Here is a 25,481-nt window from a genome sequence, read left to right on the forward strand (position 1 = left end):
TCAGGAGGGCAGCACGGTGATCGGCAGGCTGCCGTCCAGGTAGGCGTTGCGGCAGGCGGTCCGCGAGACCTTGCCGCTGCTGGTGCGGGGCAGCCCGCCCGGCTCGATCAGCACCAGCTCGTGCAGCCGGACGTCGTGGTGGCGCTGGACGGCGCCGCGCACGGTGTCGGTCACCTCCGCGGGGTCGAGCCTGCGGATCGGCACCCGGCGGTTGCGCTCGGCGACCACGACCAGGTTCTCGGTCTCCTCGCCGCTGACGGCGAACGCGGCGACGTACTCGCGGCGCACGCCCTCGTGGGCGGAGTAGGAGGTGTACTCGATGTCCTGGGGGTAGTGGTTGCGGCCGTCCACGATGATCAGGTCCTTGATGCGGCCGGTGACGTACAGCTCGCCCTCGAACAGGACGCCGAGGTCGCCGGAGCGCAGCCAGGGCCGGGCGGGCAGGTCACCGGTGTCGCCGGCGAGCGTGGCCTCGAACGTCTCGGCGGTGGCCTCGGGCCGGTTCCAGTACCCGGCGGTGATGTTGGGGCCGTGCACCCAGATCTCGCCGACGCGGCCGTCGGGGAGGCGCTCGCCGGTGGCCGGGTCGGCGATGGCCACGAGCTGGCCGTAGGGGGCGCCGCAGCCGACCATGACGGTGGCGCGCTCGGCGTCGCGGTCGCATTCCTCGGCGACGCCGCGGTTGATCGCGTCGCGGTCGAACGCCTTGGTGGTCGGGGGCCGGTACCGCGAGGACGAGGAGACGTAGACGGTGGCCTCGGCCAGCCCGTAGGCGGGCACCTGCACCTCGGGGCGCAGCCCGCAGTCCTTGAACGCCTCGAGGAAGCGGGTGAGGGTGCCCTCGCGGATGGTCTCGGCGCCGTTCATGAAGACCTGCACGCCGCTGAGGTCCAGGACGGCGCGCTGCTCGTCGGTGACCTTGGCGGCCAGGTACTCGTAGGCGAAGTTGGGCGCGCAGGTGAACGCGTCGCTCTGCTCGCTGAGCAGCTCCAGCCACCGGAAGGGGTTCATGATGAACGCGACCGGGTCCATCAGGTGCGCGGGGCTGGCGTAGGCCAGGGGCAGCGCGATCGCGGTGACCAGGCCCATGTCGTGGAACAGCGGGAGCCAGTTCACGCCGGTCGACACGCGCGGGGTGCCGTCGAAGGTGCCCCAGCACTGCTCGGCGTTGACGGCGAAGTTGCCGTGGGTGACCATCACGCCCGCGGGCGTGCGGGTGGAGCCCGAGGTGTACTGCAGGTAGGCCAGGTCGTCGGCGTCGACGGGCTCGGGGTGGCGGTCCCAGCCGAGGGTCGAGTCGACCGTGTCGACGGTGATGATCTGCTTGGGGTACGGGACGGCGTTGCCCTCGAAGAACGCCGTGACGTGCGGCATGACCGCGGTGGTGGTGAGGACGACCTCGGGCTCGGAGTCGGTGTAGACGGCAAGCAGCCGGTCGGCGTGGCCGGGCAGGTCCGGGGAGAACAGCGGCACGGCGATCACGCGGGCGTACATGCAGCCAAGGAACGCGGTGATGTACTCCAGGTTCTGCGGGACGAGGATCGCGGCGCGCTGCCCGGCGGCGGTGACCTGGCGCAGCGCGGCGGCGACCGAGCGGGCCCGCGCGTCCAGCTCGCGCCAGCTCAGGTCGGTGCGCGCGCCGTTGACGTCGACGGTGTAGTCGACGTAGGTGTAGGCGCGGTCGTCGGGGTAGAGCTCGGCCCAGCGCCCGAGCCGCTCGATCAGCGGGGTGCGGTCCAGGTCGGTCATGGTGGCTCCAATGCTGTGGAGAGACGCGGAGGCGGCGGGGGTCAGGAGGCGCGGCGGACGGCGAGCCGCTTTTCGTCGGGCCAGCGCACGTCCCACACCCATCCGGCCTTCTCCATCAGCCAGATCACCCGGGCGCTGATGTCGATCTGGCCTTTCAGGACGCCGTGGCGGGCGCACGTGGGGTCGGCGTGGTGCAGGTTGTGCCACGACTCCCCGAAGGACGGGATGGCCAGCCACCACACGTTGCGCGAGTGGTCGCGGGTCTTGAAGTCGGTGCGGCCGAAGACGTGGCAGATGGAGTTGATGGAGAAGGTGATGTGGTCACCGGCGAAGACCCGCAGGATCCCGGCCCAGAACAGGGCGGTGACGGCGCCGTGCCACGACCAGGTGAACAGGGCGCCCAGGCCCATGGGGACCAGCAGGGTCGACAGCGCGATCAGGGCGTAGACGTCGTTGCGTCCCAGGAACAGCAGGTCCTTGTCCTTGAGCAGGTCGGGGGCGTACTTGGTGCGCGAGGTGCGGTACTTGCGGAACAGCCATCCCATGTGCGCGTGGAACAGCCCCTTGGTCAGCCCGACCACGCCCGGCCCGTAGGCCCAGGGCGAGTGCGGGTCGCCCTCCTGGTCGGCGAACTTGTGGTGGCGCCGGTGGTCGGCGACCCAGAAGATGACCGACCCCTGCCACGCCTGGCCGCCCAGGATCGCCAGCACGATCCGCAGCCATCGCTTGGCCTTGAACCCGCCGTGGGTGAAGTGGCGGTGGTAGCCGATGGTGATGCCCAGAGCGTTGAAGGGGTAGAGCAACGCGAAAATCAGCACGTCGCTCCACCCCAGCCCCCATCCCCAGAAGAACGGGACGGCGGCCAGCACCCCCACGATCGGGGCCACGACGAAGACGACAACGCTCACCCGCTCGACCAGCGGCACGGGTTTGGGCGAGATGTCCGGCTGCGGTACCGCGTTCCCCGCCTCGGCGAAACCCGTACTCATTGGTGGCTCCTTCGCACGTCACGATGTCGGGACGAACGTAGAGGCGGGCGCACCACCGGGGCTTCTGCCCGATCACACTTGTTCGGCGCCCCCGTACGAAGGCGACTGATAAGAACGCCTGCGGCTCCCGGGCGTGCCCGGTGCCGGGTTCGACGCGCTGCTCAGCGGGTTCCGCCAGGTCCCGGCCGAGCACACACGTGCGAGGGCGCCGGTGTCAGCGGGCGGCGGTGTGGTCGAGGATCGCGGGGACGACCACGTCCCATTGGGCCCGGGGGAAGACCTCGTGACCGGTCTGCTCCACGGGGACGAGGCGGGCGCCGGGGATCTCGGCCGCGAGCGCCTGGCCGTGGCCGATCGGGAGGAAGGGGTCTTCGGTGCCGTGCAGCACCAGCGTCGGAGCGGTCACCTGGCCGAGGCGTCCGCGCCAGGGCTCGCCCGCGTCGATGAGGAAGGGGTTGGTGATCTGCGCGGCGATGTCGGCGGCGCGGTCGACGAGGCGCGCGGCCAGCGCCCGCGTGCCTTCGGTGTCGAACGGGCGCGAGGACGCGGCGAAGGGGCGTTCGATCTCGACCAGGTAGTCGATGACCGCGGCCCGGTCGGACCAGTCGGGCGCGGCGGGCTCGTCGGCGAAGAACTCCTGGAGCTGCGGCGACATCCCGGGCAGGTCGGGGTGGTCGTGGCCGGGGCCGCCGGGCGTGGAGGCGTGGAGGGTGAGCGAGGCCACCCGGTCGGCGTGGTCGAGGGCCAGGAGCTGGGCGACCGCGGCTCCCTGCGACATGCCCAGGACGTGCGCGGCGGCGATGCCGAGCGCGTCGAGCAGCGCGGCGGCGTCGGCGACCAGGTCGCCGAGCCCGTGCGCGGGCGACCCCGCCGGGGAGGCGGTCGAGCGGCCCGCGTCCCTGCCGTCGTACCGGATCACCCGGCGTCCGCCCGCCACCAGGCGGCCGACGAACTCCTCGTCCCAGGCCGCCAGGGAGTGGCCCGCGCCGTGGATCAGCAGGACGGCCGGGTCGGCGGGGTCGCCGAAGGACTCCACGCACAGTTCCACGCCATTAGCCTTGATCATCTGCTCATTTGTCGACATCTCATACCTCCAGAGGGTTATTAGTGAATCAGCTTTAGCGTCCGCTGGACGGTTTTATCGTCCCGGTGCCCGCCAGGGCGGCGGTGCGGCGGCGCAGGGCCGGGGCGAGGGCCCGCTGCGCGGCGAACAGCGCGAGGCCGGTCGCCGAGGACGCCGCCCACAGCGCGGTTCGTCCGGCGTGGTCCAGCAGCGCGGTGCCCAGCAGCGGCCCCAGGACGGCGCCCAGGCTCCACGTGCTGGAGGCGACGCCCATGTACCGGCCGCGCAGGTCCGCCGGGGCGAGGCCGGCGAAGGCGGCGCCGAACATGACAGAGACGCCGATCTGGCCGAGGGTCCACACCAGGATCGCCCCGGCGTAACCGGCACCGCCGTGCACGACGGCGCCGAGCCCGCCGCCGACACCGGCCAGCAGCATCGACACCGCCAGGACCGACGCGGTGTCGCGGCCGTCCAGCAGCCGTACCGCGATCGGCTGGACGACGACGATCACGATGCCGTTCAGGGCGAGCACCGCGCCGAAGGTCCCCGGGCCGTGGCCGTCGGCGGCCATGACGAGCGGGAGCGTCGAGAACACCTGGAGGAACATCGTGAAGTAGGCGACGTGGATCGCCGACATCGCGAGCATCACCGGATCGCGCAGCAGGACCGGGAGCAGGGCCCGTCGGGTCGCCGCCGTCTCCGCCGGACGGGTCTCGGGGACGTACCGCCACACGATCAGCGCCGCCAGGACCGAGGCCGCCGCGTTGACCCAGAACAGGATGCCGTAACCGTGGCGGGCCAGGACGCCGGCGGCCACCGTGGAGACCGTGAAGCCGAGGTTGGCCGCCCAGAACAGCAGACCGAAGGCGCGGACCCGCTCCCGCGCGGGCAGATCGGCCACGGCGGCCGATCCCACCGGGCGGAACAGCTCGGCCATCAGCCCGACCCCGGCGGCGGCCACGCAGATCGCCGCCGGCGTCCGCGCCGAGCCGAGCGCGATCAGCGCGACGGCCGTGCCCAGGAACCCGATCAACATGGTGGAGCGCCGGCCGATCCGGTCGCCCAGCCATCCGCCCAGCAGTTGCGACCCGATGTCGCCGATGCCGACCGCCGCGATCACGACCCCGGCCGTCGTCGGCGAGAGCCCGCGCTCCTGGGTCAGGTAGAGCACCAGGAACGCCCGCGCCACCCCGCCGGCGCGGCTCACGAAGTGCGTCGCCGTGAGCGCCCCCACCAGGCCCGATCGCCGTGACCGCGCCCGAATCGGCCGGGGTCCGATCGCCGGCCTGGAAAGCACCGGCGCGCCGTGGAATGTCATGTGCCCGACGGTAGATCCCGCGTGCGTATTGAGAAAAGCGATTGTTTCCGATCGTATCGATCGGCCCCGGTTATACTTCGGCTCGTGATCGACGTGGAGCTGCGGCACCTGGCGACGATGGCGGCCGTCGTCGAGGAGGGCACGTTCGGGCGGGCGGGTACGCGCCTGGGCTACACGCAGTCGACGGTCAGCCAGCAGGTCGCCGCGCTGGAGAAGTCCGTGGGCGGCTCGTTGTTCGAGCGGCCGGGCGGGCCCCGGCCGGTGCGGCTCACCCCGCTGGGCGCCGTGGTCCTCGAACAGGGACGCGAGCTGCTGGCCAAGGCCGCGGAGCTGGCCGACGCGGTCGACCGGTTCAAGGCCGGCGACGGCCGCATCGACATCGGCACGTTCCAGAGCGTGTCCAACGTGATCCTGCCCTCGGTCGTGCGGCGGCTGCGCGACGAGCATCCCGGCTGCGAGATCAGGCTGACCGACCTGCCGGCGATCCCCGAGCTCGGCGACCTGGACCTGCTGTTCCACGACCGGCCGATCGACGGCGACGTCGAGCACGCCAAGCTGGTCGAGGACCCCTACCTGCTGGTGGCCCGGCCCGGCGACTTCCCCGAGGGTCCGGTGCCGCTGGCCGAACTCGACGGCAAGCCGATGGTGGGCTGCCACCCCACCTGCGACGAGGTGTGGATGGATCGCGCCCTGGCCGAGGCCGGCGCGCGACCGCGGATCGTCTTCAACTCCCCGGGCAACGAGACGATCCTGTCGATGGTGCGGGCCGGGCTGGGGTGGGCGGTGGTGCCGCGGCTCGCCCTGCACGGATCCGCCGCCTGGTCCGACGACCGCCTCGCCCTGCACGAGCTGCGCCCCGCCCCGACCCGCGGGATCTATCTCCACTGGCCGGCCACGTCCACCCAGTCGCCCCTGGCCCTGCGGGCGATCGAGATCGCCACCGAGATCGCCGCCGACCTCCCCCAGGCCGCGAACCCGCCGGCCTCGCCCTCCTGAGACGGATGGAGGACGAATGGAGCTCAGGGAGATCGAGATCTTTCTGACCCTGGCCGAGGAGCTGCACTTCGGCCGGACCGCGCAGCGGATGTACCTGTCCCAGTCGCGGGTCAGCCAGACCATCCGCGCCATGGAGACACGCGTCGGCGGCCAGTTGTTCGAGCGCTCCTCGCGCCGCGTGCGGCTGACCCCGCTGGGCGAGCGGCTGCGCGACCGGTTGCGTCCGGGCTTCGACCAGATCCACCTGGCCCTGGCGGAGACACGGGAGATCGCCTCGGGGATCACCGGTGTGCTGCGGGTCAGCCTGGTGAACTTCGCGGCCGGAGGCCCCGGCTTCTCCGAGATCGTGCGGACGTTCACGACGGCTCATCCGGGCTGCGAGGTCGTGGTGTACGAGGCGTTCCCCGGCGAGGCGCTGGGCCGGTTGCGGCGCGGGGAGCTGGACGTCATCGCGCACTGGCTGCCGATCCGCCGTCCGGACCTGGTGGTGGGTCCGCTGCTGCTGCGCGACGAGCGCGCGCTGGTGGTGCCGGCGGGGGCGCCGCTGGCCGAGCGGGGCGAGGCCACCGTGGAGGACCTCGGCGACCATCGGGTGATCGACGCCGAGGGCATGGTCCCGGCCGAGACGCTGGAGGCGCTGTGCCCGGCGCTGACCCCGGCCGGGCGCCCCATCGTCCGCCGCCACCGGGAGGGCCGGATGATGGAGGTGCTGTCGCTGGTGGCGCGCGGGGAGATCGTCCATCCGACGGTGGCCTCGTTCGCCGACTACTACACCCACCCGGGGGTATCGGTGATCCCGTTGCGCGGGATGCCTCCGCTGGAGAGCGCGCTGGTGTGGTCGGCCGAGCGGGAGACCGCGGCGGTCCGCGCGTTCGCCGAGGTCGCCGGGCGGCTCGGCGAGGCCTCCAGCGCCTGGCCCGCCACCGGCTCCCCCGCCTGAAGCACCAGCCAGATCCGCTCGCGGTCGCGCAGCGGTGCCGGATCGGCCAGCGGGTCGCCGTCCACCACGACCAGATCGGCGATCTTGCCCGGCTGGACGGTGCCGAGGTACTCGTCCAGGCCCAGGGCGCGGGCCGCCGTGGCCGTCGCCGCGACCATCGCCTCGGCGGGGCTGAGGCCGTGCCGCACCATCCGGACGAGTTCGGTGGCGCCGTCGGAGAACGGCTGCCAGTCGTGGCCGAGCGCGATCGGCACCCCGGCCGCGCGGGCCGCCGCCAGCGTGCGGTCGGCCTCGGCCAGGTTGTGGTTGGCCAGGTCCACCAGCGCGGGCGTCCACGGCGATCCGGCGTCGGCGTCCGCGGCGTTCTCGTCCAGGCCCGCGACGCCGTAGTAGCACGACAGGGTCGGCACCAGGATCTGCCCGGCTGCGGCCATCAGGTCCAGCAGGTCGGGGCGCTGGTTGAGGTACATGCCGTGTTCGACGGTGTCCACGCCCAGCCGGATGGACAGTTCCGTCCCGGCCAGGCCCTCCGCGTGGGCCGCGACCCGGAGGCCGAGCCGGTGCGCCTCGTCGACCAGCGCGGCCATCTCCGCCTCGGTCACCTGCGCGGGATGGGGGTCCTCCAGCTCGACCGAGCGCGCCCCGGTCGACATGACCTTGATGAAGTCGGCGCCGCGCCGCACCTGCTCGCGCACGGCCCTGCGCACGTCGTCGGGGCCGTCGGCCTCGCGGTACATGCCGTCGAAGAACCGTCCACCCGGCGCGGTGGCCGAGACGATCCGGCCGCAGGTCAGCAGCCGCGGGCCGGGAAAGGCCCCGTAGCGCATGGCCTGCCGGGCCGACACCACCGCGTCGCCGTAGGAGCCGACGTCGCGCAGGGTGGTGAACCCCATCCGCAGCGTCTCCCGCAGTCGCGCGGCCAGCAGGTGCGCGGTCATGTCCGGCCACAGCGGCTCGGCTCCCTCCGCGGGCACCGGCGGTGTCGCGAACACGTGCGCGTGGGCGTCGATCAGGCCGGGGACGACGGTGCGCCCGGCCCCGTCGACGACGTCGGCTCCGTGCGGCGCTCCGTCGCCGGCGTGCGCGACCCGCCTGATCACGCCGTCCTCGACCAGGATCGCGGCGCCCGGCCGGACGGGGGCGCCGGTGCCGTCGAACACGCGGACGTTGGTCAGCCAGAGCAGGCCGGGGCGGCGGGGACGATCGTTGAGTCTCATGGCCCTCATCGTCGGCGGGCGCCCGCGGGGGAACAACGGCGGACCGCTCACCGCACCGATAAGCCCGGCTCATCGCTGGCATGCGGAGACGGCCGTTGTTCGCCCGCCGCGCCGCGGATCACGATGTCCGGGCAGGCAAATCGGGTCGGGAGGCTCTCAATGATCAGAATCAACTACTGGGCCGTGGGCGCGGCGGCGGTGGCGATGCTCGTCGCCAGCTCGGTCTACTACAGCGTCTTCGGCGGGGTGTGGTCGTCGCTGCGCGGCGAGCCCACCACGCGGCCGGAGCTCTGGGAGGCCGCCGCGCAGCTGGGCCGCAACGTCGTGGTGGTGCTCGCCCTGGCCGCGCTGCTGAGCCGGTTGCGGGTCGGCACGCTGCCGGGGGCGCTGGGGCTCGGTGTGACGGTGTGGCTGGGGTTCCAGGCCATGGCGGTGGCCGGTTCGGTGCTGCACGAGGACTACCCCGCCGGGCTGTACGTCCTGCACATCGGCGACTCGCTGATGTGCACGCTGCTGGCGGTGGCCATCCTGGCCGCCTGGCGTCCCGCCGCCTCCGGGGCCGGTGCGCGCACCGACGCCCGCCTGGAGGAGGTGGCCTCGTCGTGAGCCGGGTCAGCCGGTGATGACGGCGACGATGCGGGTGCCGGCGGGGAAGGTGCCCCGGGCGGCCAGGTCGTAGATGCCGTACATCATCTTGGCGACGTAGACGAGGTCGAGCGCGATGCCGTTTCGGCGGTGGAATCCGGTGGCGAACGCTTCCAGCGTCTGAGGACGGCGGGCGAAGCCGCCGAAATGGTAGTCGTAGTTGAGGGCCCAGTTGCTCGACTCGGTTCCGGCCTCCCGTTGGAGGCGGGTGACCTCCCGGTCGAGGAAGGGGCCGCCCTTGAGGACGGAGAAGCCCAGCGCCCGGGCGGGGGCGGCCGAGGCGAGCCCGGCGAGGGTGGCGCCGGTGCCGCAGGGGCAGCAGATGAGGTCGTAGGGGGTGTCGAGTTCGGTGGGGAGTTCGGCGCAGCCGAGGACGGCCAGGGCGTTGCTGCCGCCTTCGGGCAGCAGGTAGAAGTCGCCGAACCGCCGGTGGAGGGCGGCGATGACGTCGGGGTCGGTCTTGCGGCGGTAGGTGGCGCGGTCCAGGTAGGTCAGGCGCATGCCGTCGGCGCGGGCGCGGGCCAGGGACGGGTTGAGGGGGTCGTGCTCCTCGCCGCGGATCACGCCGAGCGTGGCGAAGCCGAAGCGGCGTCCGGCGGCGGCGGTGGCGCGGATGTGGTTGGAGTAGGCGCCGCCGAAGGTGAGCAGGGTGGTGTGGCCCTGGTCGCGGGCGGCGGTGAGGTTGTGCTTGAGCTTGCGCCACTTGTTGCCGGGGATGTCGGGGTCGATCAGGTCGTCGCGTTTGAGGAACAGGCGCGGGCCGTGGCGGGTGAGGTGGTCGTCGTGGAGTTCGGTGAGGGGGGACGGGAGCGGCACGGGCCCGACCGTATCCCGGCCGGGCCCGCGGGTGCTCAGTAGGTCAGGCCGTGGCCCAGGGGGTACAGGGGCGTGGCGGGGTCGTCGTGGACGGGGACGGTCACCGGGAGGCGTCCGCGGGGTGGCTGCTCGCCGAACAGGGTCTTGGCGGCCGAGCGCAGCGCCTCGGCGGTGTAGGAGTAGGTGGCGGCGTAGGTGGGCGCCTGGGTGAAGTGGGCGATGTCGTAGGGGTCGCGGACGGCCAGGACGACGACGGACTTGCCGGTGGCCAGCAGCGCCCTGACCAGGTCGCGCTGGCCGGGGCCGTTGTGAGGTTCGCCGGGCTGGGACGGTTTGACGTCCCAGGCGCGGTTGGTGACGGCGACGACGAGGTCGTGGTCGCGGGCGGCCGCGGCGGTCTGCGCGATGCGGTCGGGGGTGGGGCTGAGGCCGGTCTCGGTGACGGTGGGGGTGGCGCCGCGCTTGCCGAGCTCGTCGGCGAGGGTGCGGATGGTGGCGGCGCCCCAGCCGGCGACCAGGACCTTGCGGGGGCCGGGGCGCAGCGGCAGGAGGCGGGCGTCGTTCTTGATCAGCGTGGTGGTGCGGTCGGCGGCGCGCTGGGCGGCGGCCAGGTGCGGTTTGGCGCCGACGATCGCGCCGACCTTGGACTCGTCGACGTAGGGGGCGCGGAACAGGCCGCGCTTCTTCTTCAGGGCCAGGACGCGGTAGACCGATGCGTCGAGGCGCTCCTCGGTGAGCTCGCCCTTGCGGACGGCCTGGACGACGGCGGCGAGCTGGCGGGCGAACACGCCGTCGCCCTTGTCGTCGGCGGGAGGCTTGAGCAGCACGTCCACGCCGGCCTTCAGGGCCAGGACGGGGATGCGCTCGTCGCCGTACTTGGCGCGGGCGCCCTTCATGTCCAGGGCGTCGGTGACGACGACGCCGCGGTAGCCGAGCCGGTCGCGCAGGATGCCGGTGACGATGGGCCGCGAGAGCGTGGCGGGGTCGCCGGTGGGGTCCAGGGACCGCACCACGATGTGCGCGGTCATGATCGAGTCGACGCCGCGGGCGATGGCGGCGCGGAACGGCGGCAGGTCGTACTTCTCCCATTCCTCGCGGGTGTGGTCGATCTCGGGGACGCCCAGGTGGCTGTCGGTGGTGGTGTCGCCGTGTCCGGGGAAGTGCTTGGCGGTGGGGGTGACGTTGGCGGCCTGGTATCCGTCGACCTGGGCGCCGACGAACTTCGACACCAGGGCGGGGTCGGAGCCGAAGGAGCGGACGCCGATGACGGGGTTGGCGGGGTTGATGTTGACGTCGGCGTCGGGGGCGTAGTTCTGGTCGATGCCGATGGCGCGCAGCTCGCGTCCGGTGAGGCGGGCCATCTCGCGGGCGTCGCCGGGGCGGCGTCCGGCGGCCAGGGCCATGCTGCCGGGCGACTGGACGGCGGGCGGCTGGACGCGGGCGACGATGCCGCCCTCCTGGTCGATGCCGATGGTGGCGGGGACGCGGTGCGGCTGGGCCATGGCGGCGCGCTGGATGCCGTTGGAGAAGGCGGCCAGCTGCTGGGGGCTCTCGACGTTGGGCGGGTCGGCGGAGTAGTAGAGGAACCCGCCGGGCTTGTAGCGGGCGATGACCTGGGCGGCGTTGTCGACGCCGTACAGGCGGCGGTTGCGGGCGACGTCGGCGGGGTCGGCGGTGTCGGCGCTCTTGCCGTAGATCTGCAGGACGAACAGCTGGGCGGCCTTCTCCTCCAGGGTCATCGCCGCGATGAGCCGGGTGAGCCGCGGATCCTTTCCGGTGTCGGGCGCGGCGGCGCGGGCGGTGGCCGGGCCGAGGCTCGCGGTCATCGCGGCCGCCAGGGCCGCGGCGAGCAGGGCGTGGCGCCGAGGACGTTGCATGGTGCCGGCTCCCAGGTGCTCTGGCGCCTCCCCCGCGCGGCGCGCCGAAAACGATCAAGCATGCTTCTCGCACGCTAGACGGCGGTGGCGGGGCGCGTCCAGGGTCATCGGGGGCCGCGGGTGAAGGGGAAGCGGCCGCGCGGGGCGGGCGGCGGCGGGGTGACCTCGGTGAGGGGGTGGTCCTCGACGTCGTAGCGGCGGACGTAGGCGCCCAGGAAGGACTGGATGCTGGCCCAGACGGGCAGGGCCAGCAGGGCGCCGATGGGGCCGACCAGCGCGGTTCCGGCCAGGACGGCGCCGAAGGCCACGGCGGGGTGCATGTCCAGGGTCCTGGCGGTGACGCGCGGCTGGAGCAGGTAGTTCTCCAGTTGCTGGTAGGCCAGGATGAACAGCAGGATCCACAGCGCGGTGACGGGTCCCTCGGCCAGCGCGATCAGCACCGGGACGGCGCCCGCCAGGTAGGTGCCGACGGTGGGGATGAACTGGGAGACCACCCCGACCCACAGGGCCAGCGTGAGCGCGAACGGGACGTCCAGCAGCGACAGGGCCAGGTAGTGGGCGACGCCGGAGAACAGGGCCAGCAGGGCGCGGGAGTAGATGTAGCCGCCGGTCTTGGCGATGGCGATCTCCCAGGCCCACAGCACCTGGCGCTGGCGGTGGGGCGGCAGCAGCGAGCAGACGCCGCGGCGGAACTGGGGGCCCTGCGCCGACAGGTAGAAGGTGAACAGGATCATGCCCAGGCCCTGGAACACCACGCCGAGGGCGGTGGCGCCGATGCCCCAGGCGTTGCCGGCCAGGCCCGACAGGTGTTTGGACAGCTCGCCGGTGAGGGTGGGGAGCCGCCGGAACAGCGACCGCTCTGACAGGCGGGTGCCGAAGGTGTCGTTCACCCAGGCGATGATCTTGTCGACATAGCCGGGGAACCCGTTGACCAGGTTGGTGGACTGGGTGACCAGCAGCGAGCCCAGGACGCCGAAGAACACTGCCGCGCACACGCCGATGAGCAGCAGCATCGCGCCGGTGGCCAGGCCGCGCCGCCAGCCGCGCGCGGCCAGCCAGTTGACGGCGGGTTCGATGGCGAAGGCCAGGAACAGCGAGGTCAGCAGCAGGAGCAGCAGGGAGCGCAACTGCTGCAGCATCCACAGGCCCGCGCCGAACAGCACCACGGTCGCCATGGCCAGGACGAACGCGCGCGGCAGCCAGGGCGGCATGGGCGCCCGGCCGCCCTGCGCCTGCGCCAGGGCGTCGGCGGGGGTGTCGTGGGGCGGTTGCGCCATGGCTGGCACGCTAGCCAGGGCCGGTGGGCCCGCCCGTCGGCACGCACGCGGCCAGGGGCAACCTTTGCCGAGTCTTCAGCACGGCGCAGCGGGGAGGGGTGGGCGGGACGGGCGGCCGGCGCCTCATCGGGCTCTGGTTCGTTCCAATGACGACGTTTCCAGATGTGGAATCTGGCTTCTGCCCGATGCGCCCGGCGCAGTTCCCGCGCCTCCGATTGAAGTGGGTGGCGGCGGCCCGGGGCAACCCCTTTAGGCCCCGGTGGTGTCGTGGCGGGCGAACACCGACACGTAGACGGCGCGGCCGCCGTCGGTGACGACCTGCCCGGCCAGGTGCGGGGCCGTGAGGGTCGACAGGCGCAGGCCGAGGTAGGCGTCCTCCTCCTGGGCCTGGACGGGTCCCGCGGGGACCTCGGCGAGCCAGCGGGCGACCTGGGCGACGCGGGAGGCGCGGTCGCGGTCGAGTTCGGCGCGCAGCTCGGCCAGGGTGGCGGCGACGTAGGGCTCGGCGTCGAGGCCGGTGGGCGGTTCGGCGTGCCAGGCGGCCACGCCGTAGGCGAAGCACACCAGCGCGGTCCACACCTCGGCGAAGTAGACGGGGTCGGGTGCGATCTCCAGCCCGGCGAAGCGGTCGCCGACGAAGAACAGGGCGCCGAGCTGGCCGGGGTGGAGTTCCAACCGGCTCTGGAACTGGGTGAGGACGGGCCGCCTGCCCGACAGGAGCTGTTCCAGGTGGCCGCGCGGGGGCAGGCCGTAGGCGCGGTTGAGGGCGGCGATGTCGTCCCACAGCTTGCTGTAGGAGTGGGTGCCGCGCAGTTCCAGGGCGCGTGCGCGCAGTTCGTAGGGCAGGACGAAGAACCACTGGTCGCGTCCGGCCAGGTGGCCGCCCTGGCCTTCCTGGACGCAGCAGGCGTCCTCGAACATCAGGCTCTGCCCGGCGGCCAGGAACGCCGAGCGGCACAGGGCGTGGTTCTGCGCGGCGTCCTGGATGTAGCCGATGTGCAGCGGGACGATCGCGACGCCGGAGCCGGCGCCGTTGGCCAGCTCGACGCGGCCGTATCCGGCGACGCGGGACAGCTTGAGCCCGCTGCGGGGCGGGACGATGCCGGGATAGGCGGGCCCGGAGATCGGGACCATCGTCAGCGCGCCGGCGCGCTGCGGGGTGCCCAGGCGGTGCCCGGCCAGGCTGAGCGGGCCCGGGACCAGGGTGTCCAGGGCGGTCTGGGTGGTCAGGTTCACGCGCGGAGCCTTCCGATCTCCCGGTCGAGGGCGTCCAGGCGGCGGTGCAGCGCGGCGCGCAGCCAGGGCTCTCCCGCGGCGCAGTGGCCGAACATCCAGGTCAGCAGCTCGGCGAAGTCGTCCTGGTGCCAGAAGCCGCGCTGGGGCAGGGCGGGGGCGGGCCGCCGCAGCGTCAGGTCGTCGCCCGCGGTGAACATGGGGTGGCAGAACACCACGGGGGTGGTGACCCCGGTGCGCGGCAGGGTGGCCACCACGCGGGCCAGGTCGCCGGGGAACAGGTTCTCGTAGCCGTCGGAGACGACGGCGACCAGGTCGGGGGCGGTGCCGAGGGCGTCCAGGACGCCCAGGGCCAGGTCGGTGGCGCCGCGCGGGATCCGTTCCTGGCCGCCGACCTCGACGACCTCCAGCCGCCGGCAGACCTCCGACAGGACCATGCGCAGCGCGGCGGCCTGGGACAGCACGGCCCATTCGCGGTCGCCGTAGCCGCGCATGGAGGCCGAGGCGTCAAGGACGAGCGCGACGGTGCCGGGGAAGGGCGGGTATCCGGCGACGGCGGTGCTCAGGTAGCGGCCGAGCGCGGTGTAGAGCTCCTCGGCGGGTCCGCCGCGGTACAGGTGCACCAGGGTGGCGGCGATCTCGCCGCGGTTGGTGGCGGTGACGGTGGGGGTGTGCTCGCTCGCGTCGTCCAGGTGCAGGGCGGGTTCGTGCGGCGGCTCGGCGCCGGGGTGGGCGGGCGCGTACAGGGCGGCGACGCGGGCGGGGGCGCGTTCGGGGGCGGTCAGGAAGCGCAGCAGGCGGCGCTGCAGGTAGTCCGAGCCGGTGTCGCCCTCGGCGATGCGGCGGGCGCAGCCGCGGGCGGTGGCCTTGCCCAGGGCGTGCTCGAAGCAGTCGACCAGGACGGGGCGCCGGGCGGCGATGAGCGCGTCGGCGTCGGGGTGTTCCAGGACGAACCGCAGGACGGCGCGGGTTGTGTGCTTGTGGTTGGCGCGCAGGCGCCGCAGGCCCAGCAGGACGGTGACGACGTGGGCGGGGGGCAGGGCGAGGGACAGGGCGCGGGAGACGCGGGCCAGGGTGGCGCGGGCCTGGTCGTCGAGCCCGGCCTGGGAGGCGGCCAGGACCTGCAGGAGCACCCGGGCGCGCTGCCAGGGCCGGACGCCGGGCGCCAGGCCGAGCAGCGCGTAGCCCTCGGGGTCGGCGGCGTGGGCGGCGCGGTGCAGGTCGGCGTCGTCCCAGCACAGGGTGCCGCCCCGGGGCAGGGTCAGGGGCGCGCAGTCGGTCTCGAGGTGGGCCAGCAGCGTGGGGGTGTCCATGGTCGTGTGCCTCCGCAACCATGGAGTCTAGGAACGGCCGCGACCGCCTCGACACTCATTTTCCCGAAGCCGCGTCGCGCGCGCCGGTGTCGGGGGGTTTGACGGCGTAGTCGCCGATGCCGCGCTCGAGCAGGTCGAAGACGCGGTGGGCGTTGGCGTAGACGGTGTCGCGCATCTCGTGCAGGGTCTGCCCGGCCATCTTGCGGCCGACGATGTCGCCGACCAGTTCCCACTGGGCGGCGTGCACCATGGCGGCGACCACGCGCGGGGTGATGTCGTCGGGGTCGGCGCCGGTCTCCTCGGCCAGCGCCTCGGCGAGGCGGCGGCGCGAGCTTCGGCCGAACTCCTCCTGCTTGGCCATCAGGGCGGCGCTGTCCATGACGGTCTTGGCCCAGATCTCCGAGCCCTCGTGGAAGCCGGTGGGGTAGGCGTTCTCGTCGAGGCTCTCGATGAAGCGGCGGCGGAACAGCGCCACGACCGACTCGCCGGGGCGTCGTCGGCGCAGCTCGCCGGCGACGCCCTCGACCAGTTCGTCCTGCCGGTCGAAGAACAGGTCCTCTTTGGTTCCGAAGTAGTTGAAGACGGTGTTCACCGACACGTCGGCGGCGCGGGCGACGTCGGCGATGGTGACGTTGTCGAACCCGCGCATGGTGAACAGCCCGGTCGCGATGTCGGAGATGCGCCGCCGGGTGGCGCGCTTCTTGCGTTCGCGCAGGCCCAGCTCGGGCTCGGGGGCGACCTCGTCCGTCATGACCGGGATTCTAACCGATGTGGAGTCGATGAAATTTTGGCGTGACTTAAAATTTGTGGTTACTCTATGGACGTCACCCCTCGGGAGGAACCAGTGATCAAGGCACGCGGGCTGGCCCGCACCTTCACCACCAAGCGCGGCGCCGTCGAGGCCGTGCGCGGCGTCGACCTGGACGTCGCGCCCGGCGAGATCGTGGGGTTCCTCGGCCCCAACGGCGCGGGAAAGTCCACGACGCTGCGGATGCTCACCACGCTGCTGCGGCCCACGGCGGGCACCGCGTCGGTGGCCGGGCACGACCTGCGCGCCGACCCGGCGGGCGTGCGCCGCCGGATCGGCTACGTCGCCCAGGGCGGCGGCACCGACCCCGGCGTGCCGGTCGGCGAGGAGCTCGACCTGCAGGCCCGCCTGTACGGCGTGCGCGACGCGCCCGGCCGCATCGCCGAGCTGTGCGCGCGGCTGGAGCTGGAGGGGCTGGAGCGGCGCGCGCCGGGCACGCTGTCGGGCGGGCAGCGGCGCCGCCTGGACATCGCGCTCGGCCTGGTGCACCGTCCCGCCCTGGTGTTCCTGGACGAGCCCACCACGGGCCTGGACCCGCAGAGCCGGGGCAACCTGTGGGAGCACATCCGGCGGCTGCGCGGACAGGACGGCAGCACGGTCTTCCTGACCACGCACTACCTGGACGAGGCCGACGCCCTGTGCGACCGCATCCTGATCATCGACCACGGCCGGATCGTGGCCGCGGGCACGCCCGCCGAGCTCAAGCGGCGGGTCTCGGGCGACGTGATCACCCTCGCGCTGGGCCACGGCGGAGCCGACAAGGCGCGCGCCGCCCTGGAGGTGCTGCCGGAGGTCCGGGAGGTGGCCCTGACCGGCGACGACGTCCGGCTGAGCGTCCGCGACGGCGACCGGGCGCTGACGCCGCTGATCCGCGCGCTGGACGCCGCCGGGGTGGAGCTGACCGCGCTCAGCCTGGCCCGCCCGACCCTCGACGACGTCTTCCTCACCGTCACCGGCCGCTCGCTGCGCGACGCGGCCTGAAGGAGCCCTCGATGACCAAGGTCCTGCGCGACACCCGGCTGCTCTTCCTGCGGTACCTGCGGCAGACGCTGCGCAACAAGGCGGTGCTGGTGTTCGGCGCCTTCCAGCCGCTGCTGTACCTGCTGTTGTTCGGCCCGCTGCTGGGCGAGGTCGCCGGGGTGCGCGACTTCGGCGAGGGCGACGCCTGGCAGGTGCTGGTGCCGGGCATCCTGGTGCAGCTCGCGCTGTTCGGCGCCGGGTTCGTGGGCTTCGGGCTGATCGCCGAGCTGCGGTTCGGCGTGGTCGAGCGGCTGCGGGTGACGCCGGTCAGCCGCGTGTCGCTGCTGCTGGGCCGGGTCCTGCGCGACGCGGTGATGCTGGGCGTCCAGGCGGTGATGCTGGTGGCGGTGGGCGTGGCGCTGGGCCTGCGCGCGCCGGTCGCGGGCGTGCTGATGGGCCTGGTGTTCGTGGTGCTGCTGGCGCTGAGCATCGCCTCGATCTCCTACGTGCTGGCGATGACGACGCGGAACGAGAACGCGTTCGCGCCGCTGCTGACCACGGTGACGGTCCCGCTGATGCTGCTGTCGGGGCTGCTGCTGCCGATGAGCCTGGCGCCGCGCTGGCTGGACGTGCTGTCGCGCTTCACCCCGTTCCGGTACGTGGTCGACGGCACGCGCGCGGCGTTCCTGGGCCACTACGCCTCGGCGGAGGTGGCGGGCGCGGCCCTGGTGGCGGCGGCGATGGTGGTGGTGTCGGTGTGGCTGGGGGTGCGGCGCTTCCTGGGCGAGAACGCCTGAGGTCAGCGGGCGCCCGCGACCGCGGCCTCCCGCGCGGGGGCCTGGTCGGGCGCGCGCTCGATGACGGCGCGCTGGGCGATGTAGGCCCCGGCGAGCACGATCAGCCCGCCCGCGATCTGGACGGGGGTGAGCCGCTCGCCCAGCGCGGCCCAGGCGATGAGCCCGGCGGCGACGGCCTCGGTGTAGCAGATCGCGCCCGCGACCTGCGCCGACAGCCGCTGCACGGCGATCGCGCCGGTGACGTAGGCGAAGACCGTGCTGACCACGACGATCCAGGCGGCCAGGGCCCAGCCGGGCGCGGTGTGCTCGCCGACCGGGACCGGGTCGGACAGCACGTCCCACGGCAGCGCCCAGGGCGCGGAGATCACCGTCAGCGCCACGGCGGCGATGGCGCTTCCGGCCGCGGTCATGGCCAGGGGGTCGATCTTGCCGGTCATCCGGTCGACGATGAGGAAGTAGGCGGCCTGGCAGGCCGCGGCGCCCAGCCCGGCCAGCAGGCCGAGCAGGTCCAAGCCCAGCCCCGACCAGATCTCCACCACCATCGCCAGCCCGGCCATCGCCACCGCGACACCGGCCACGGCGGTGCGGTGCACCGGGGCCCGCCGCACCAGCCGCAGCCAGGCCAGCACCAGGATCGGCCCGGTGAACTCCAGCAGGATCGCGATGCCGACCGGCAGCCGCGAGGCGGCCACGAAGTAGAACGCCTGGCATCCCGCCACGCCGGTGAGCCCGTAGACGATCAGCGGGCGCCACTCGCGCCGGACGCACGCCAGATCGCGCACGCCGCGCACGGCCAGCACCACCACCGCCAGCACCAGCGCCGCGCCGGCGATGCGGATCCAGACGGCCTGCAGCGGGCTCAGGCCCGCGTTGATCAGGGCCTTGCCGAACGGGCCCGAGGCGCCGAAGCAGACCGAGGAGAACACCGCGAAGCCCAACCCCCAGGCACGCGTGCGCGCCGCTGTGTCCATCGCCGTCCCGTCTCCCCGTACCCCATCAGCATTCAGGACCATCCTGCCATAACACTCATTACAGGTCGATCGGAACGTTACCCGCGAAGATCGGACGGATGCCGGGCCGCGGGCCCCGGGCGACTACTATTCGCCGAGTGAACTGGCAGGGGGCCGGGGCGGGACTCGGCGGAACCGGAGGCGGGCCGTCCGGCGATCTGTTCGCGGCGGTTGAAGACAACGTCCGCGAGCTGGTGGCCTCGGCGTGGTGGCAGACCGCGCCGCCCCAGCAGCGCGCCGAGCAGATCCTGGCCCGGCTGCTGTGGGGCGCCAGCGAATGGTGGCTGTTCGGCGCCTGGGGCCGCTGGTACCGCTGCGGCCTGGACGGCAACTGGCACCCCTGCCCGCCGCCCGCCGACCCCAACGAGCGCCGCATCGTCACCCCCGCCCAGCGCGGCGCCGGAAGCCCCCCGGTCCCGCCGCAGCTGTTCCCCACCGGCCCCGACCTGACCGCCGGGCGCGTGGCGTCCCCGGGGTTCCTCGGCCCCGCGCCCGAGACCACCGTCGTCGCGCGCATCCAGCAGGCGCTGACCACCGCCTGGGCGGTCAACCCGGCCCAGTTCGCCCAGCAGGACCCCACCTTCCAGTCCGGCACGCCCAGCACCGTCGCCGCCGCCTGGGCCGCGCTGCTGTGGTGCGCCGGGTCCCCGGTCGTGCTGACCGAGCACCCCCTGATCGAGTCGTTCATCCCGTTCCTGACCACGCCCGCCGAGCGGCTGCACTGGATGATGCCGCCGGAGTTCGCCACCCTGGCCGGCTACTACTACAACCGGCTCGGCGCGGGCGACGGCGGCGGCGCCGCCCACATCGCCCGCGTGATGTACGAGGTCGCCGTCGGCCTGCAGGGCGACCCGCGGTTCCGTCCCGGCGCCGACGCCCTGGCCGCCGTCACCGCCGCCTCGCTGCGCCTGGTCCAGCAGGACGTGGCCACCGCCCGCTACGGGCCCGCCGCCGTCCTGCAGGAATGGCGGCGCCGCTGCCCCGCCGAGTACGCCACGCCCATGGTCCGCGACGCCGCCCCCGGCGAGTACCTGCGGCTGGCCCTGTACGACCTGCAGCAGATCGTCGCCGAGCTCACCGGGCCCCGGCCGCCGTCCCAGCCCGGCGGGCGCGGCCACGACGAGGTCCGCCGCGCCGGCGTCGCCGTTCTGGCGGCCGACCTGCAGGCCGCGCCCAACGTCCTGCCCGCGCTGCAGCGCTGGCTCGACCCCGACAGCGCCCGCACGCTGCAGGAGGTCCTGACCAACCCCAGCCACCCGCTGCGCGAGCTGTGGCCCCGCGACGGCCGCCTGCCCGAGGCGCTGCGCAGCACCGACACCGACGCCCTGGGGTCCCTGCTGGCCACCACCTACACCCTCGGCCTGACCTGGTGCCGCCTGGCGCAGATCCCGCCCCCGGCCACCGGCTTCGCCGTCCCGCAGGCGATCGCGTCGGAGCTGACCAGCCCCGCCCTGTACGCGCCGCCGTCCACCGACGAGCTCAGCGCCTGGGACATCATCAAGGCCGCCCGCGCCCACATGGCCTCCGAGCGCGAGACCGGCGAGGTCGCGCCCGACGAGCCCGTGGCCCCGATGCCGCAGCCGGACGTCCCCCCGGCCGAGCCCCCCGGCCCGCCGCCCGCCCACACCCCGGCACCGCCGCCCGAAGCCCCGGCACCGCCGCCGGGCGAGGGCACGCCGCCGCAGCACGTAGCCGCTCCCCCGCCCGGCTACGCCGGGCCCGCGGCGTCGGCGATGCCGCCGCCCGCGCCGCCCACGGCACCGGTGTGGCCCTCCGACTCCCCCCAGCAGGCCCCGGCGCCCGGGGCGTCCTGGCCCGCCGACCCGGCGGCCACGCATCTGGACCCCGAGGCCACCCATCTCGACCCGCGCGCCGCCGCGCCGCCACCGCAGCCCGACCTGCCGCCTCCCCCGGCGCCGGTGTCGGAGCCGGTGCCGCCGCTGCCGCCGTCCCAGCAGCCCGAGCCGGGCCCGCAGATCGCCACGGCCTACGGCATCCGGTTCCTGTGCGGGGCCGACGACATCGAACGGGTCGTCACCGAAGTCCGCCGCCGCGGCAAGTGGGCCGAGCGGCTGCGCGGCCAGGAGGTCTCCAGCGCCTCGGTCCCGGCGCTGCTGCTGATCGGCATGCCCTCCAGCGGCCAGCGCCGCCTGGCCCGCATGGTCGCGCGCGCCCTGGCCGAGGTGTCGGTGTCCAGCGGCGAGGTCCGCTCCGCCCACGCCGACGACCTGCGCGGCCGGGGCCCCGACGGGCTGCGCGCGGCGCTGGACGAGCACGCCGGTCACGTCCTGGTCCTGGAGGGCCTGGACGCGCTGATCCTCGACCATCCCCAGGGCCGGGCGTTCGCCGAGGCGCTCTACCGCGCCCGGCTGGAGGGCGTCAGCGACACCGCGCTGCTGGGCACCTGCCAGCCCAGCCGCGTCGGCGAACTGTCGGCCGCGTCCCCCGAACTGGTCACCGACCTGCGCGCGGTGCGGCTGCCCGACCTGGGCGACCCCCGCACCCGCGCCGCGCTGCTGGGCCTGCTGGCCGAGGAGCGGCGCCTGCGCGTCGGGCCCGACGCCTGGGAGCTGGTCCGCCGCGACCTGGCCGCCCTGCGTCCCCGCGGCCGCCTGACCGGCGCCCGCCTCATCGAGGCCTACCTCGACCGGGCCGCCACCCGCACGCTGGGCCGCGCCGACGCCACCCAGGCCATCGGCGACGCCGACGCGCTCACCCTGTCGGCGGCCGACTTCACCGGCATCGCCGCCGAACTGTCAGGCTGAGCCCACGCACTCGCGGGCCGCCGCCAGGAAGCGGGCGATCGCGGGCGACCGGCTGCCCTCCGGCCACAGCGCCAGGGTGCGGTACGGCGCCGCGTCGGGCACCGGACGGTAGGTCACGTCCGGCCGCCGGTTCTTCGCGGCCACCGAGGCGGGCACCAGCGCCACCGCCTGGCCGAGCGCCACGACCTCCAGCAGCTCGGCGCTGTCGCGCACGACCGGGCCCCCGGCCCGACGGTCCGGGAAGTCGGCCCGGCCGCTCCATCGCGCGGCCGGTTCACCGGCCAGGTCGGCCAGGCGCAGGACGTCGCGTCCGGCCAGTGGATGCGCGGCGGCCAGCGCGGCGACGCGCGGTTCGTCCGCCAGCGGCTCGGTGTCCAGGCCGTCGCCGTCGAAGCACGCCGCGATCGCCACGTCCGCCCGGCCGTCGCGGACCATGTCGGCCTGCTCGTCGAACCCGCTCACCACGACCGTCAGCTCGGCGCCGAACCGCGCGCCGATCCGGCGCAGCAGCTCGGTGGCCACGCCGGGCTTGGCGGTGACCACCAGCGCGCCGTCGGGCAGGCCCGCCAGCCGCGTGCGGCGCACGGCCAGATCGAGCGCGCCCAGAACGGCGGCGGCCTCCTCGGCGAGGGTCTTCCCAGCGGGGGTCAGGGCCAGCCGGCGCCCGCTCCGATCGAACAGCGCCACCCCGAGCCGGCTTTCCAGACGGCGCATGGCCCGCGACAACGGCGGCTGCGCCATGCCCAGCCGCCGGGCCGCGCGGGTCAGGTTCAGCTCCTGGGCGACGGCGCGGAAATAGCGCAGCTCGCGGACTTCCGGCTCCGGCATACCCCCAGGGTAGAGCGGCCGGACCCGATCGGTCTTTCCGTTCCGCCGCACGAGCCGCTGAGATGGACGGCATGAACGCGAACAGAGTGGCGCTGGTGACCGGCGGCAACAAGGGCATCGGCCGGGAGATCGTCCGGCTCCTCGCCGAGCGCGGCCACACCGTGTATTTGGGCGCCCGCGACCCCGGACGCGGCCGCGCGGCGGCCGCGGAGCTGAGCGAGGCGGGCCTGGACGTCCGTTTTGTGCGGCTCGACGTGACCGACCCCGCATCGGCCAGGCAGGCCGCCGCCACGATCGAGGCCGACTCGGGACGGCTGGACGCGCTGGTCAACAACGCCGGGATCATGACCGAGTGGGGCGTGGAGACCGCCGACGCCGACGCCGCGCGGCTGCGCGAGGCGTACGAGGTCAACGTCTTCGGCGTCGTCACCGTCATCTCGGCGTGCCTGCCGCTGCTGCGCCGGTCACCCGCCGCGCGGATCGTCAACCTCTCCAGCGGCCTGGGGTCGCTGACCCTGCTCAGCAACCCCGACAGCCCGATCCTGGACCGGGCCTTCCTGGCCTACAGCTCGTCCAAGGCGGCGCTCAACGCGCTGACCCTGATCTACGCCCACGCCCTGCGCGGCGACGGCATCAAGGTCAACGCCACCAGCCCGGGCATGGTGCCCACCGACCAGAACGCCGACGCGCCGTTCCCGCGCGGCGAGCGCACCACCGCCGAGGGCGCGGCCGTGCCCGTCCTGCTCGCGACGCTGCCCGACGACGGCCCCACCGGCACCTTCCGCGGCCCCGACACCCTGGAGGAGGTCATCCCCTGGTGACGGGCACGTCACCGCCGATCGCGTGAAAGTGTCGGTGGCGCGGGTCACCATGAAGGCGTGAACCGTGTCGACCGGTTGCTGGCCGTGGTGGCCGAGCTGCGCGCGGCGGACGGGCCGCTGACCGCCGACGAACTCGCCGCGCGCCTGGGCGTCAGCGTGCGGACCGTCCGCCGCGATCTGGAACTGCTGACCCATGGCGGCCTTCCCCTGGAGGCCGAGCGCGGCCGCGGCCACGTCCTGGCGCCACAGCCGCCCGAGCCGCTGAGCGAGGCGGGCTCGCTGGTGGGCCCCGTCCGCGACACCCTGACCGAGGCCGTCCGCACCCGGCGCGTGGTCCGGCTGGCCTACACCGACCAGTCGGGCGCGCGCAGCCTGCGCGACGTCGAGGCGCACGGCCTGGTCCTGGCCCCCTACGCCGAGTACCTGGTCGGCTGGTGCCGCATGCGCGACGGGCCCCGCATGTTCCGCCTCGACCGCATCGGCGCCGCGTACCTGTCGGGACGCGGCGCGGGCGTGCGCGACCTGGACGACCTGCTGACGGCGCTGCGGGTGCCGGTCCCGCGTCCACCGCCCGACCCCTCGCCACGCGGCCCGGCGGGCGCGGCCCGCGCCCGGGCGTGGACACTCGACCGCTTCGGGCACGTCCGCGAGCGCCTGCGCGACACCACCGCCGAGGTCCGCCGCACGCGCCAGGGCGCGGCGGCGTTCCGCGGGGTGCTGGCGCATCTGGCCGAGTGGACGCGCTGGCAGGTCGGCGCGACGCTGGCCTCGGCCACAGGCGCCCCCCCGACCTGGCCCGGCCGCCGCCCCGACTTCGCCGACGGCGAGGCCCCCGACATCAGCGAACCGTCCATCCAGGACGCCATGGCCCTGCGATCCCTGGCCGAGATCGCCCGCGACCTGGAACAGATCCTCGACGCCGCCGCGCACTGGGCGGCAGGCTGCGACGCCCGCCTGTGGGAAATCCCCCACCCCGACCCGCGCCCGTCCGGCCCACCCGGCGACCCGCGCCCCCTGGCCGACCTCCTGGCGGGCTGGCGCGGCCCCCTGGCCCACATCGAATGGCACCTGGACCACATCGACAACGACCGCCCCACCTTCGACGAGGAGACCTGGCTCGTCCCCAACTGCCCCCTGGAAACCTAGCCCCAGCTCGCACAGCCCTACGCACGCGCCAAAGACCAACGCCCAGACCCGCAGGGCCGCGAGTCGACACCGTCCCGGCCCGAGCACCATTTCGCGCCCCAGGGTCCGGCGGGAGGATCTTCGACCATGCCGCAGGCGAAGGGGAATTCCACCAGGCGGTGACGTCACCTTGGGTTGTCTTCAGCACGCGCCAGGTCCTCGGAGGTCCTCAGAAAGATTTCGCAGGCGGTGTCGGATCGGGTCAGTCGTGTTCGTGGAAGTGGTGAAGCCGCCCAACGGAGGCGGCGCGAGGCAAGGGAGCAACACCATGAGCACCACCTTCACTGTCGACTTCTTCTGCAGCCTCGACGGCTACGGCATGGCCAGAGGCTGGCCCGGCTACTGGGGGAAGGAAGGCCCCGAGCTCATCGAGGACCGAGTGCGCACCTTCGCGCAGGACCAGGTGCTCGTCTTCGGCGCGACGACGTTCCGGCAGTTCCGCGAGTTCGTGGTCGAGTACGACGAGCCCTACTACGACAGCCTGAACGAGCTGCCGAAGATCGTGTTCTCCAGCACGCTCGAAGACCCGCTCGGGTGGCAGAACTCAACAGTTCTCAACGAGGACGCGGTGACGGCGATCGAGCGCCTGAAGCGCACCACCGACGTCCCGATGCGTTCGCACGGCAGCATCTCGCTGAACCGCGCTCTGCTCGCCGCCGGCCTCGTCGACCGAATCGAAGTCATCATGTTCCCCGCCGTCTCAGGTCGCGCCGGCGAAGCGGCGCTCTTGCACGGCGGGGCGGAGTTCGACCTGGAGCTCATCGAGTCGACCGTGCTCGACGGTCAGACGCACAAGCTCGTGTACACCCCGCACCTTCACGGCGAGATCCCCGAGGGCGTCGGGCCACAGCTCCGGAACGCGGGCTAGATCGTC

At 73.8% G+C, this 25,481-nt stretch carries 21 protein-coding genes and 1 pseudogene; 9 read left to right on the forward strand and 13 right to left on the reverse strand.

The window, feature by feature from the left end:
- From ACQPY4_RS21410 to ACQPY4_RS21425, 4 genes are all read right to left on the reverse strand, one after another.
- Complete coding sequence (locus ACQPY4_RS21410; RefSeq protein ID WP_433323247.1) at positions 1-1,749, reverse strand: fatty acyl-AMP ligase; 1,749 nt, start codon at positions 1,747-1,749, stop codon at positions 1-3.
- A gap of 41 nt (positions 1,750-1,790) precedes the next feature.
- Positions 1,791-2,738 (reverse strand): acyl-CoA desaturase, encoded by a 948-nt coding sequence (locus ACQPY4_RS21415; RefSeq protein WP_433323249.1) that lies wholly within the window; start codon positions 2,736-2,738, stop codon positions 1,791-1,793.
- A gap of 214 nt (positions 2,739-2,952) precedes the next feature.
- A complete protein-coding gene (locus ACQPY4_RS21420; protein ID WP_433323251.1) occupies positions 2,953-3,804 on the reverse strand; it encodes an alpha/beta fold hydrolase in 852 nt (283 codons plus the stop codon).
- A 52-nt stretch (positions 3,805-3,856) separates the two neighbouring features.
- The gene (locus ACQPY4_RS21425) at positions 3,857-5,119 is read right to left on the reverse strand and encodes an MFS transporter (RefSeq protein WP_433323253.1); all 1,263 of its coding nucleotides are present in this window, start codon (positions 5,117-5,119) and stop codon (positions 3,857-3,859) included.
- Positions 5,120-5,203: 84 nt separating this feature from the next.
- On the opposite strand from ACQPY4_RS21425, the gene ACQPY4_RS21430 reads away from it, so the two are divergent.
- Positions 5,204-6,115, forward strand: a complete 912-nt coding sequence (locus ACQPY4_RS21430; protein ID WP_433323255.1) for a LysR family transcriptional regulator — start codon at positions 5,204-5,206, stop codon at positions 6,113-6,115.
- 16 nt (positions 6,116-6,131) lie between these two features.
- The gene (locus ACQPY4_RS21435) at positions 6,132-7,055 is read left to right on the forward strand and encodes a LysR family transcriptional regulator (protein WP_433323257.1); all 924 of its coding nucleotides are present in this window, start codon (positions 6,132-6,134) and stop codon (positions 7,053-7,055) included.
- 41 nt (positions 7,056-7,096) lie between these two features.
- Here the strand turns inward: ACQPY4_RS21435 and ACQPY4_RS21440 are convergent.
- Positions 7,097-8,281: pseudogene (locus ACQPY4_RS21440) on the reverse strand (amidohydrolase family protein); the annotation flags it as partial.
- Positions 8,282-8,431: 150 nt separating this feature from the next.
- Here ACQPY4_RS21440 and ACQPY4_RS21445 point away from each other — a divergent pair.
- A complete protein-coding gene (locus ACQPY4_RS21445) occupies positions 8,432-8,878 on the forward strand; it encodes a DUF1761 domain-containing protein (RefSeq protein ID WP_433323259.1) in 447 nt (148 codons plus the stop codon).
- 6 nt (positions 8,879-8,884) lie between these two features.
- Here ACQPY4_RS21445 and ACQPY4_RS21450 read toward each other — a convergent pair whose 3' ends face one another.
- The 6 genes from ACQPY4_RS21450 to ACQPY4_RS21475 all read right to left on the reverse strand — a co-directional run bounded on the left by ACQPY4_RS21450 (position 8,885) and on the right by ACQPY4_RS21475 (position 16,184).
- Positions 8,885-9,733, reverse strand: coding sequence for a 1-aminocyclopropane-1-carboxylate deaminase/D-cysteine desulfhydrase (locus ACQPY4_RS21450; RefSeq protein WP_433323261.1), 849 nt, complete (start codon positions 9,731-9,733; stop codon positions 8,885-8,887).
- A 35-nt stretch (positions 9,734-9,768) separates the two neighbouring features.
- Positions 9,769-11,610, reverse strand: a complete 1,842-nt coding sequence (locus ACQPY4_RS21455; RefSeq protein ID WP_433323263.1) for a glycoside hydrolase family 3 protein — start codon at positions 11,608-11,610, stop codon at positions 9,769-9,771.
- 104 nt (positions 11,611-11,714) lie between these two features.
- A complete protein-coding gene (locus ACQPY4_RS21460) occupies positions 11,715-12,887 on the reverse strand; it encodes an AI-2E family transporter (protein WP_433323265.1) in 1,173 nt (390 codons plus the stop codon).
- A 249-nt stretch (positions 12,888-13,136) separates the two neighbouring features.
- Positions 13,137-14,123, reverse strand: a complete 987-nt coding sequence (locus ACQPY4_RS21465) for an ARPP-1 family domain-containing protein (protein ID WP_433323267.1) — start codon at positions 14,121-14,123, stop codon at positions 13,137-13,139.
- A complete protein-coding gene (locus ACQPY4_RS21470; RefSeq protein WP_433323269.1) occupies positions 14,120-15,451 on the reverse strand; it encodes a hypothetical protein in 1,332 nt (443 codons plus the stop codon). The genes ACQPY4_RS21465 and ACQPY4_RS21470 overlap by 4 nt, the downstream gene beginning before the upstream one ends.
- A 37-nt stretch (positions 15,452-15,488) precedes the next feature.
- Positions 15,489-16,184, reverse strand: a complete 696-nt coding sequence (locus ACQPY4_RS21475) for a TetR/AcrR family transcriptional regulator (RefSeq protein WP_433323271.1) — start codon at positions 16,182-16,184, stop codon at positions 15,489-15,491.
- A 93-nt stretch (positions 16,185-16,277) separates the two neighbouring features.
- On the opposite strand from ACQPY4_RS21475, the gene ACQPY4_RS21480 reads away from it, so the two are divergent.
- The gene (locus ACQPY4_RS21480; protein ID WP_433323273.1) at positions 16,278-17,222 is read left to right on the forward strand and encodes an ATP-binding cassette domain-containing protein; all 945 of its coding nucleotides are present in this window, start codon (positions 16,278-16,280) and stop codon (positions 17,220-17,222) included.
- Between the two features lie 11 nt (positions 17,223-17,233).
- Positions 17,234-17,998 carry an ABC transporter permease gene (locus ACQPY4_RS21485; RefSeq protein ID WP_433323275.1) on the forward strand — a complete coding sequence of 255 codons (765 nt, stop codon included), beginning with the start codon at positions 17,234-17,236 and terminating at the stop codon, positions 17,996-17,998.
- Between the two features lie 2 nt (positions 17,999-18,000).
- Here ACQPY4_RS21485 and ACQPY4_RS21490 read toward each other — a convergent pair whose 3' ends face one another.
- The gene (locus ACQPY4_RS21490) at positions 18,001-18,969 is read right to left on the reverse strand and encodes an EamA family transporter (RefSeq protein ID WP_433323277.1); all 969 of its coding nucleotides are present in this window, start codon (positions 18,967-18,969) and stop codon (positions 18,001-18,003) included.
- A gap of 137 nt (positions 18,970-19,106) precedes the next feature.
- On the opposite strand from ACQPY4_RS21490, the gene ACQPY4_RS21495 reads away from it, so the two are divergent.
- Positions 19,107-21,773, forward strand: a complete 2,667-nt coding sequence (locus tag ACQPY4_RS21495; protein ID WP_433323279.1) for a hypothetical protein — start codon at positions 19,107-19,109, stop codon at positions 21,771-21,773.
- Here the strand turns inward: ACQPY4_RS21495 and ACQPY4_RS21500 are convergent.
- A complete protein-coding gene (locus ACQPY4_RS21500; protein WP_433323281.1) occupies positions 21,765-22,601 on the reverse strand; it encodes a LysR family transcriptional regulator in 837 nt (278 codons plus the stop codon). The genes ACQPY4_RS21495 and ACQPY4_RS21500 overlap by 9 nt on opposite strands.
- A 71-nt stretch (positions 22,602-22,672) precedes the next feature.
- Between ACQPY4_RS21500 and ACQPY4_RS21505 the strand changes: the two genes are divergently transcribed.
- The 3 genes from ACQPY4_RS21505 to ACQPY4_RS21515 all read left to right on the forward strand — a co-directional run bounded on the left by ACQPY4_RS21505 (position 22,673) and on the right by ACQPY4_RS21515 (position 25,475).
- Positions 22,673-23,422 carry an SDR family oxidoreductase gene (locus tag ACQPY4_RS21505; RefSeq protein WP_433323283.1) on the forward strand — a complete coding sequence of 250 codons (750 nt, stop codon included), beginning with the start codon at positions 22,673-22,675 and terminating at the stop codon, positions 23,420-23,422.
- A 57-nt stretch (positions 23,423-23,479) separates the two neighbouring features.
- Positions 23,480-24,568 (forward strand): helix-turn-helix transcriptional regulator, encoded by a 1,089-nt coding sequence (locus tag ACQPY4_RS21510; protein WP_433323285.1) that lies wholly within the window; start codon positions 23,480-23,482, stop codon positions 24,566-24,568.
- 307 nt (positions 24,569-24,875) lie between these two features.
- On the forward strand, positions 24,876-25,475 hold the full coding sequence (locus tag ACQPY4_RS21515) for a dihydrofolate reductase family protein (protein ID WP_433323287.1): 600 nt from the start codon (positions 24,876-24,878) through the stop codon (positions 25,473-25,475).
- Positions 25,476-25,481: the final 6 nt, after the last annotated feature.

It is taken from the genome of Spirillospora sp. CA-294931 (genome assembly GCF_050946795.1).
Taxonomy (GTDB): domain Bacteria; phylum Actinomycetota; class Actinomycetes; order Streptosporangiales; family Streptosporangiaceae; genus Spirillospora.

Coding starts and splice junctions, on each gene's coding strand:
- ACQPY4_RS21410 (WP_433323247.1), bottom strand. CDS start 1,749: ATGACCGACCTGGACCGCACCCCGCTGATCGAGCGGCTCGGGCGCTGG.
- ACQPY4_RS21415 (WP_433323249.1), bottom strand. CDS start 2,738: ATGAGTACGGGTTTCGCCGAGGCGGGGAACGCGGTACCGCAGCCGGAC.
- ACQPY4_RS21420 (WP_433323251.1), bottom strand. CDS start 3,804: ATGATCAAGGCTAATGGCGTGGAACTGTGCGTGGAGTCCTTCGGCGAC.
- ACQPY4_RS21425 (WP_433323253.1), bottom strand. CDS start 5,119: ATGACATTCCACGGCGCGCCGGTGCTTTCCAGGCCGGCGATCGGACCC.
- ACQPY4_RS21435 (WP_433323257.1), top strand. CDS start 6,132: ATGGAGCTCAGGGAGATCGAGATCTTTCTGACCCTGGCCGAGGAGCTG.
- ACQPY4_RS21445 (WP_433323259.1), top strand. CDS start 8,432: ATGATCAGAATCAACTACTGGGCCGTGGGCGCGGCGGCGGTGGCGATG.
- ACQPY4_RS21455 (WP_433323263.1), bottom strand. CDS start 11,610: ATGCAACGTCCTCGGCGCCACGCCCTGCTCGCCGCGGCCCTGGCGGCC.
- ACQPY4_RS21460 (WP_433323265.1), bottom strand. CDS start 12,887: ATGGCGCAACCGCCCCACGACACCCCCGCCGACGCCCTGGCGCAGGCG.
- ACQPY4_RS21475 (WP_433323271.1), bottom strand. CDS start 16,184: ATGACGGACGAGGTCGCCCCCGAGCCCGAGCTGGGCCTGCGCGAACGC.
- ACQPY4_RS21485 (WP_433323275.1), top strand. CDS start 17,234: ATGACCAAGGTCCTGCGCGACACCCGGCTGCTCTTCCTGCGGTACCTG.
- ACQPY4_RS21490 (WP_433323277.1), bottom strand. CDS start 18,969: ATGGACACAGCGGCGCGCACGCGTGCCTGGGGGTTGGGCTTCGCGGTG.
- ACQPY4_RS21500 (WP_433323281.1), bottom strand. CDS start 22,601: ATGCCGGAGCCGGAAGTCCGCGAGCTGCGCTATTTCCGCGCCGTCGCC.
- ACQPY4_RS21505 (WP_433323283.1), top strand. CDS start 22,673: ATGAACGCGAACAGAGTGGCGCTGGTGACCGGCGGCAACAAGGGCATC.
- ACQPY4_RS21515 (WP_433323287.1), top strand. CDS start 24,876: ATGAGCACCACCTTCACTGTCGACTTCTTCTGCAGCCTCGACGGCTAC.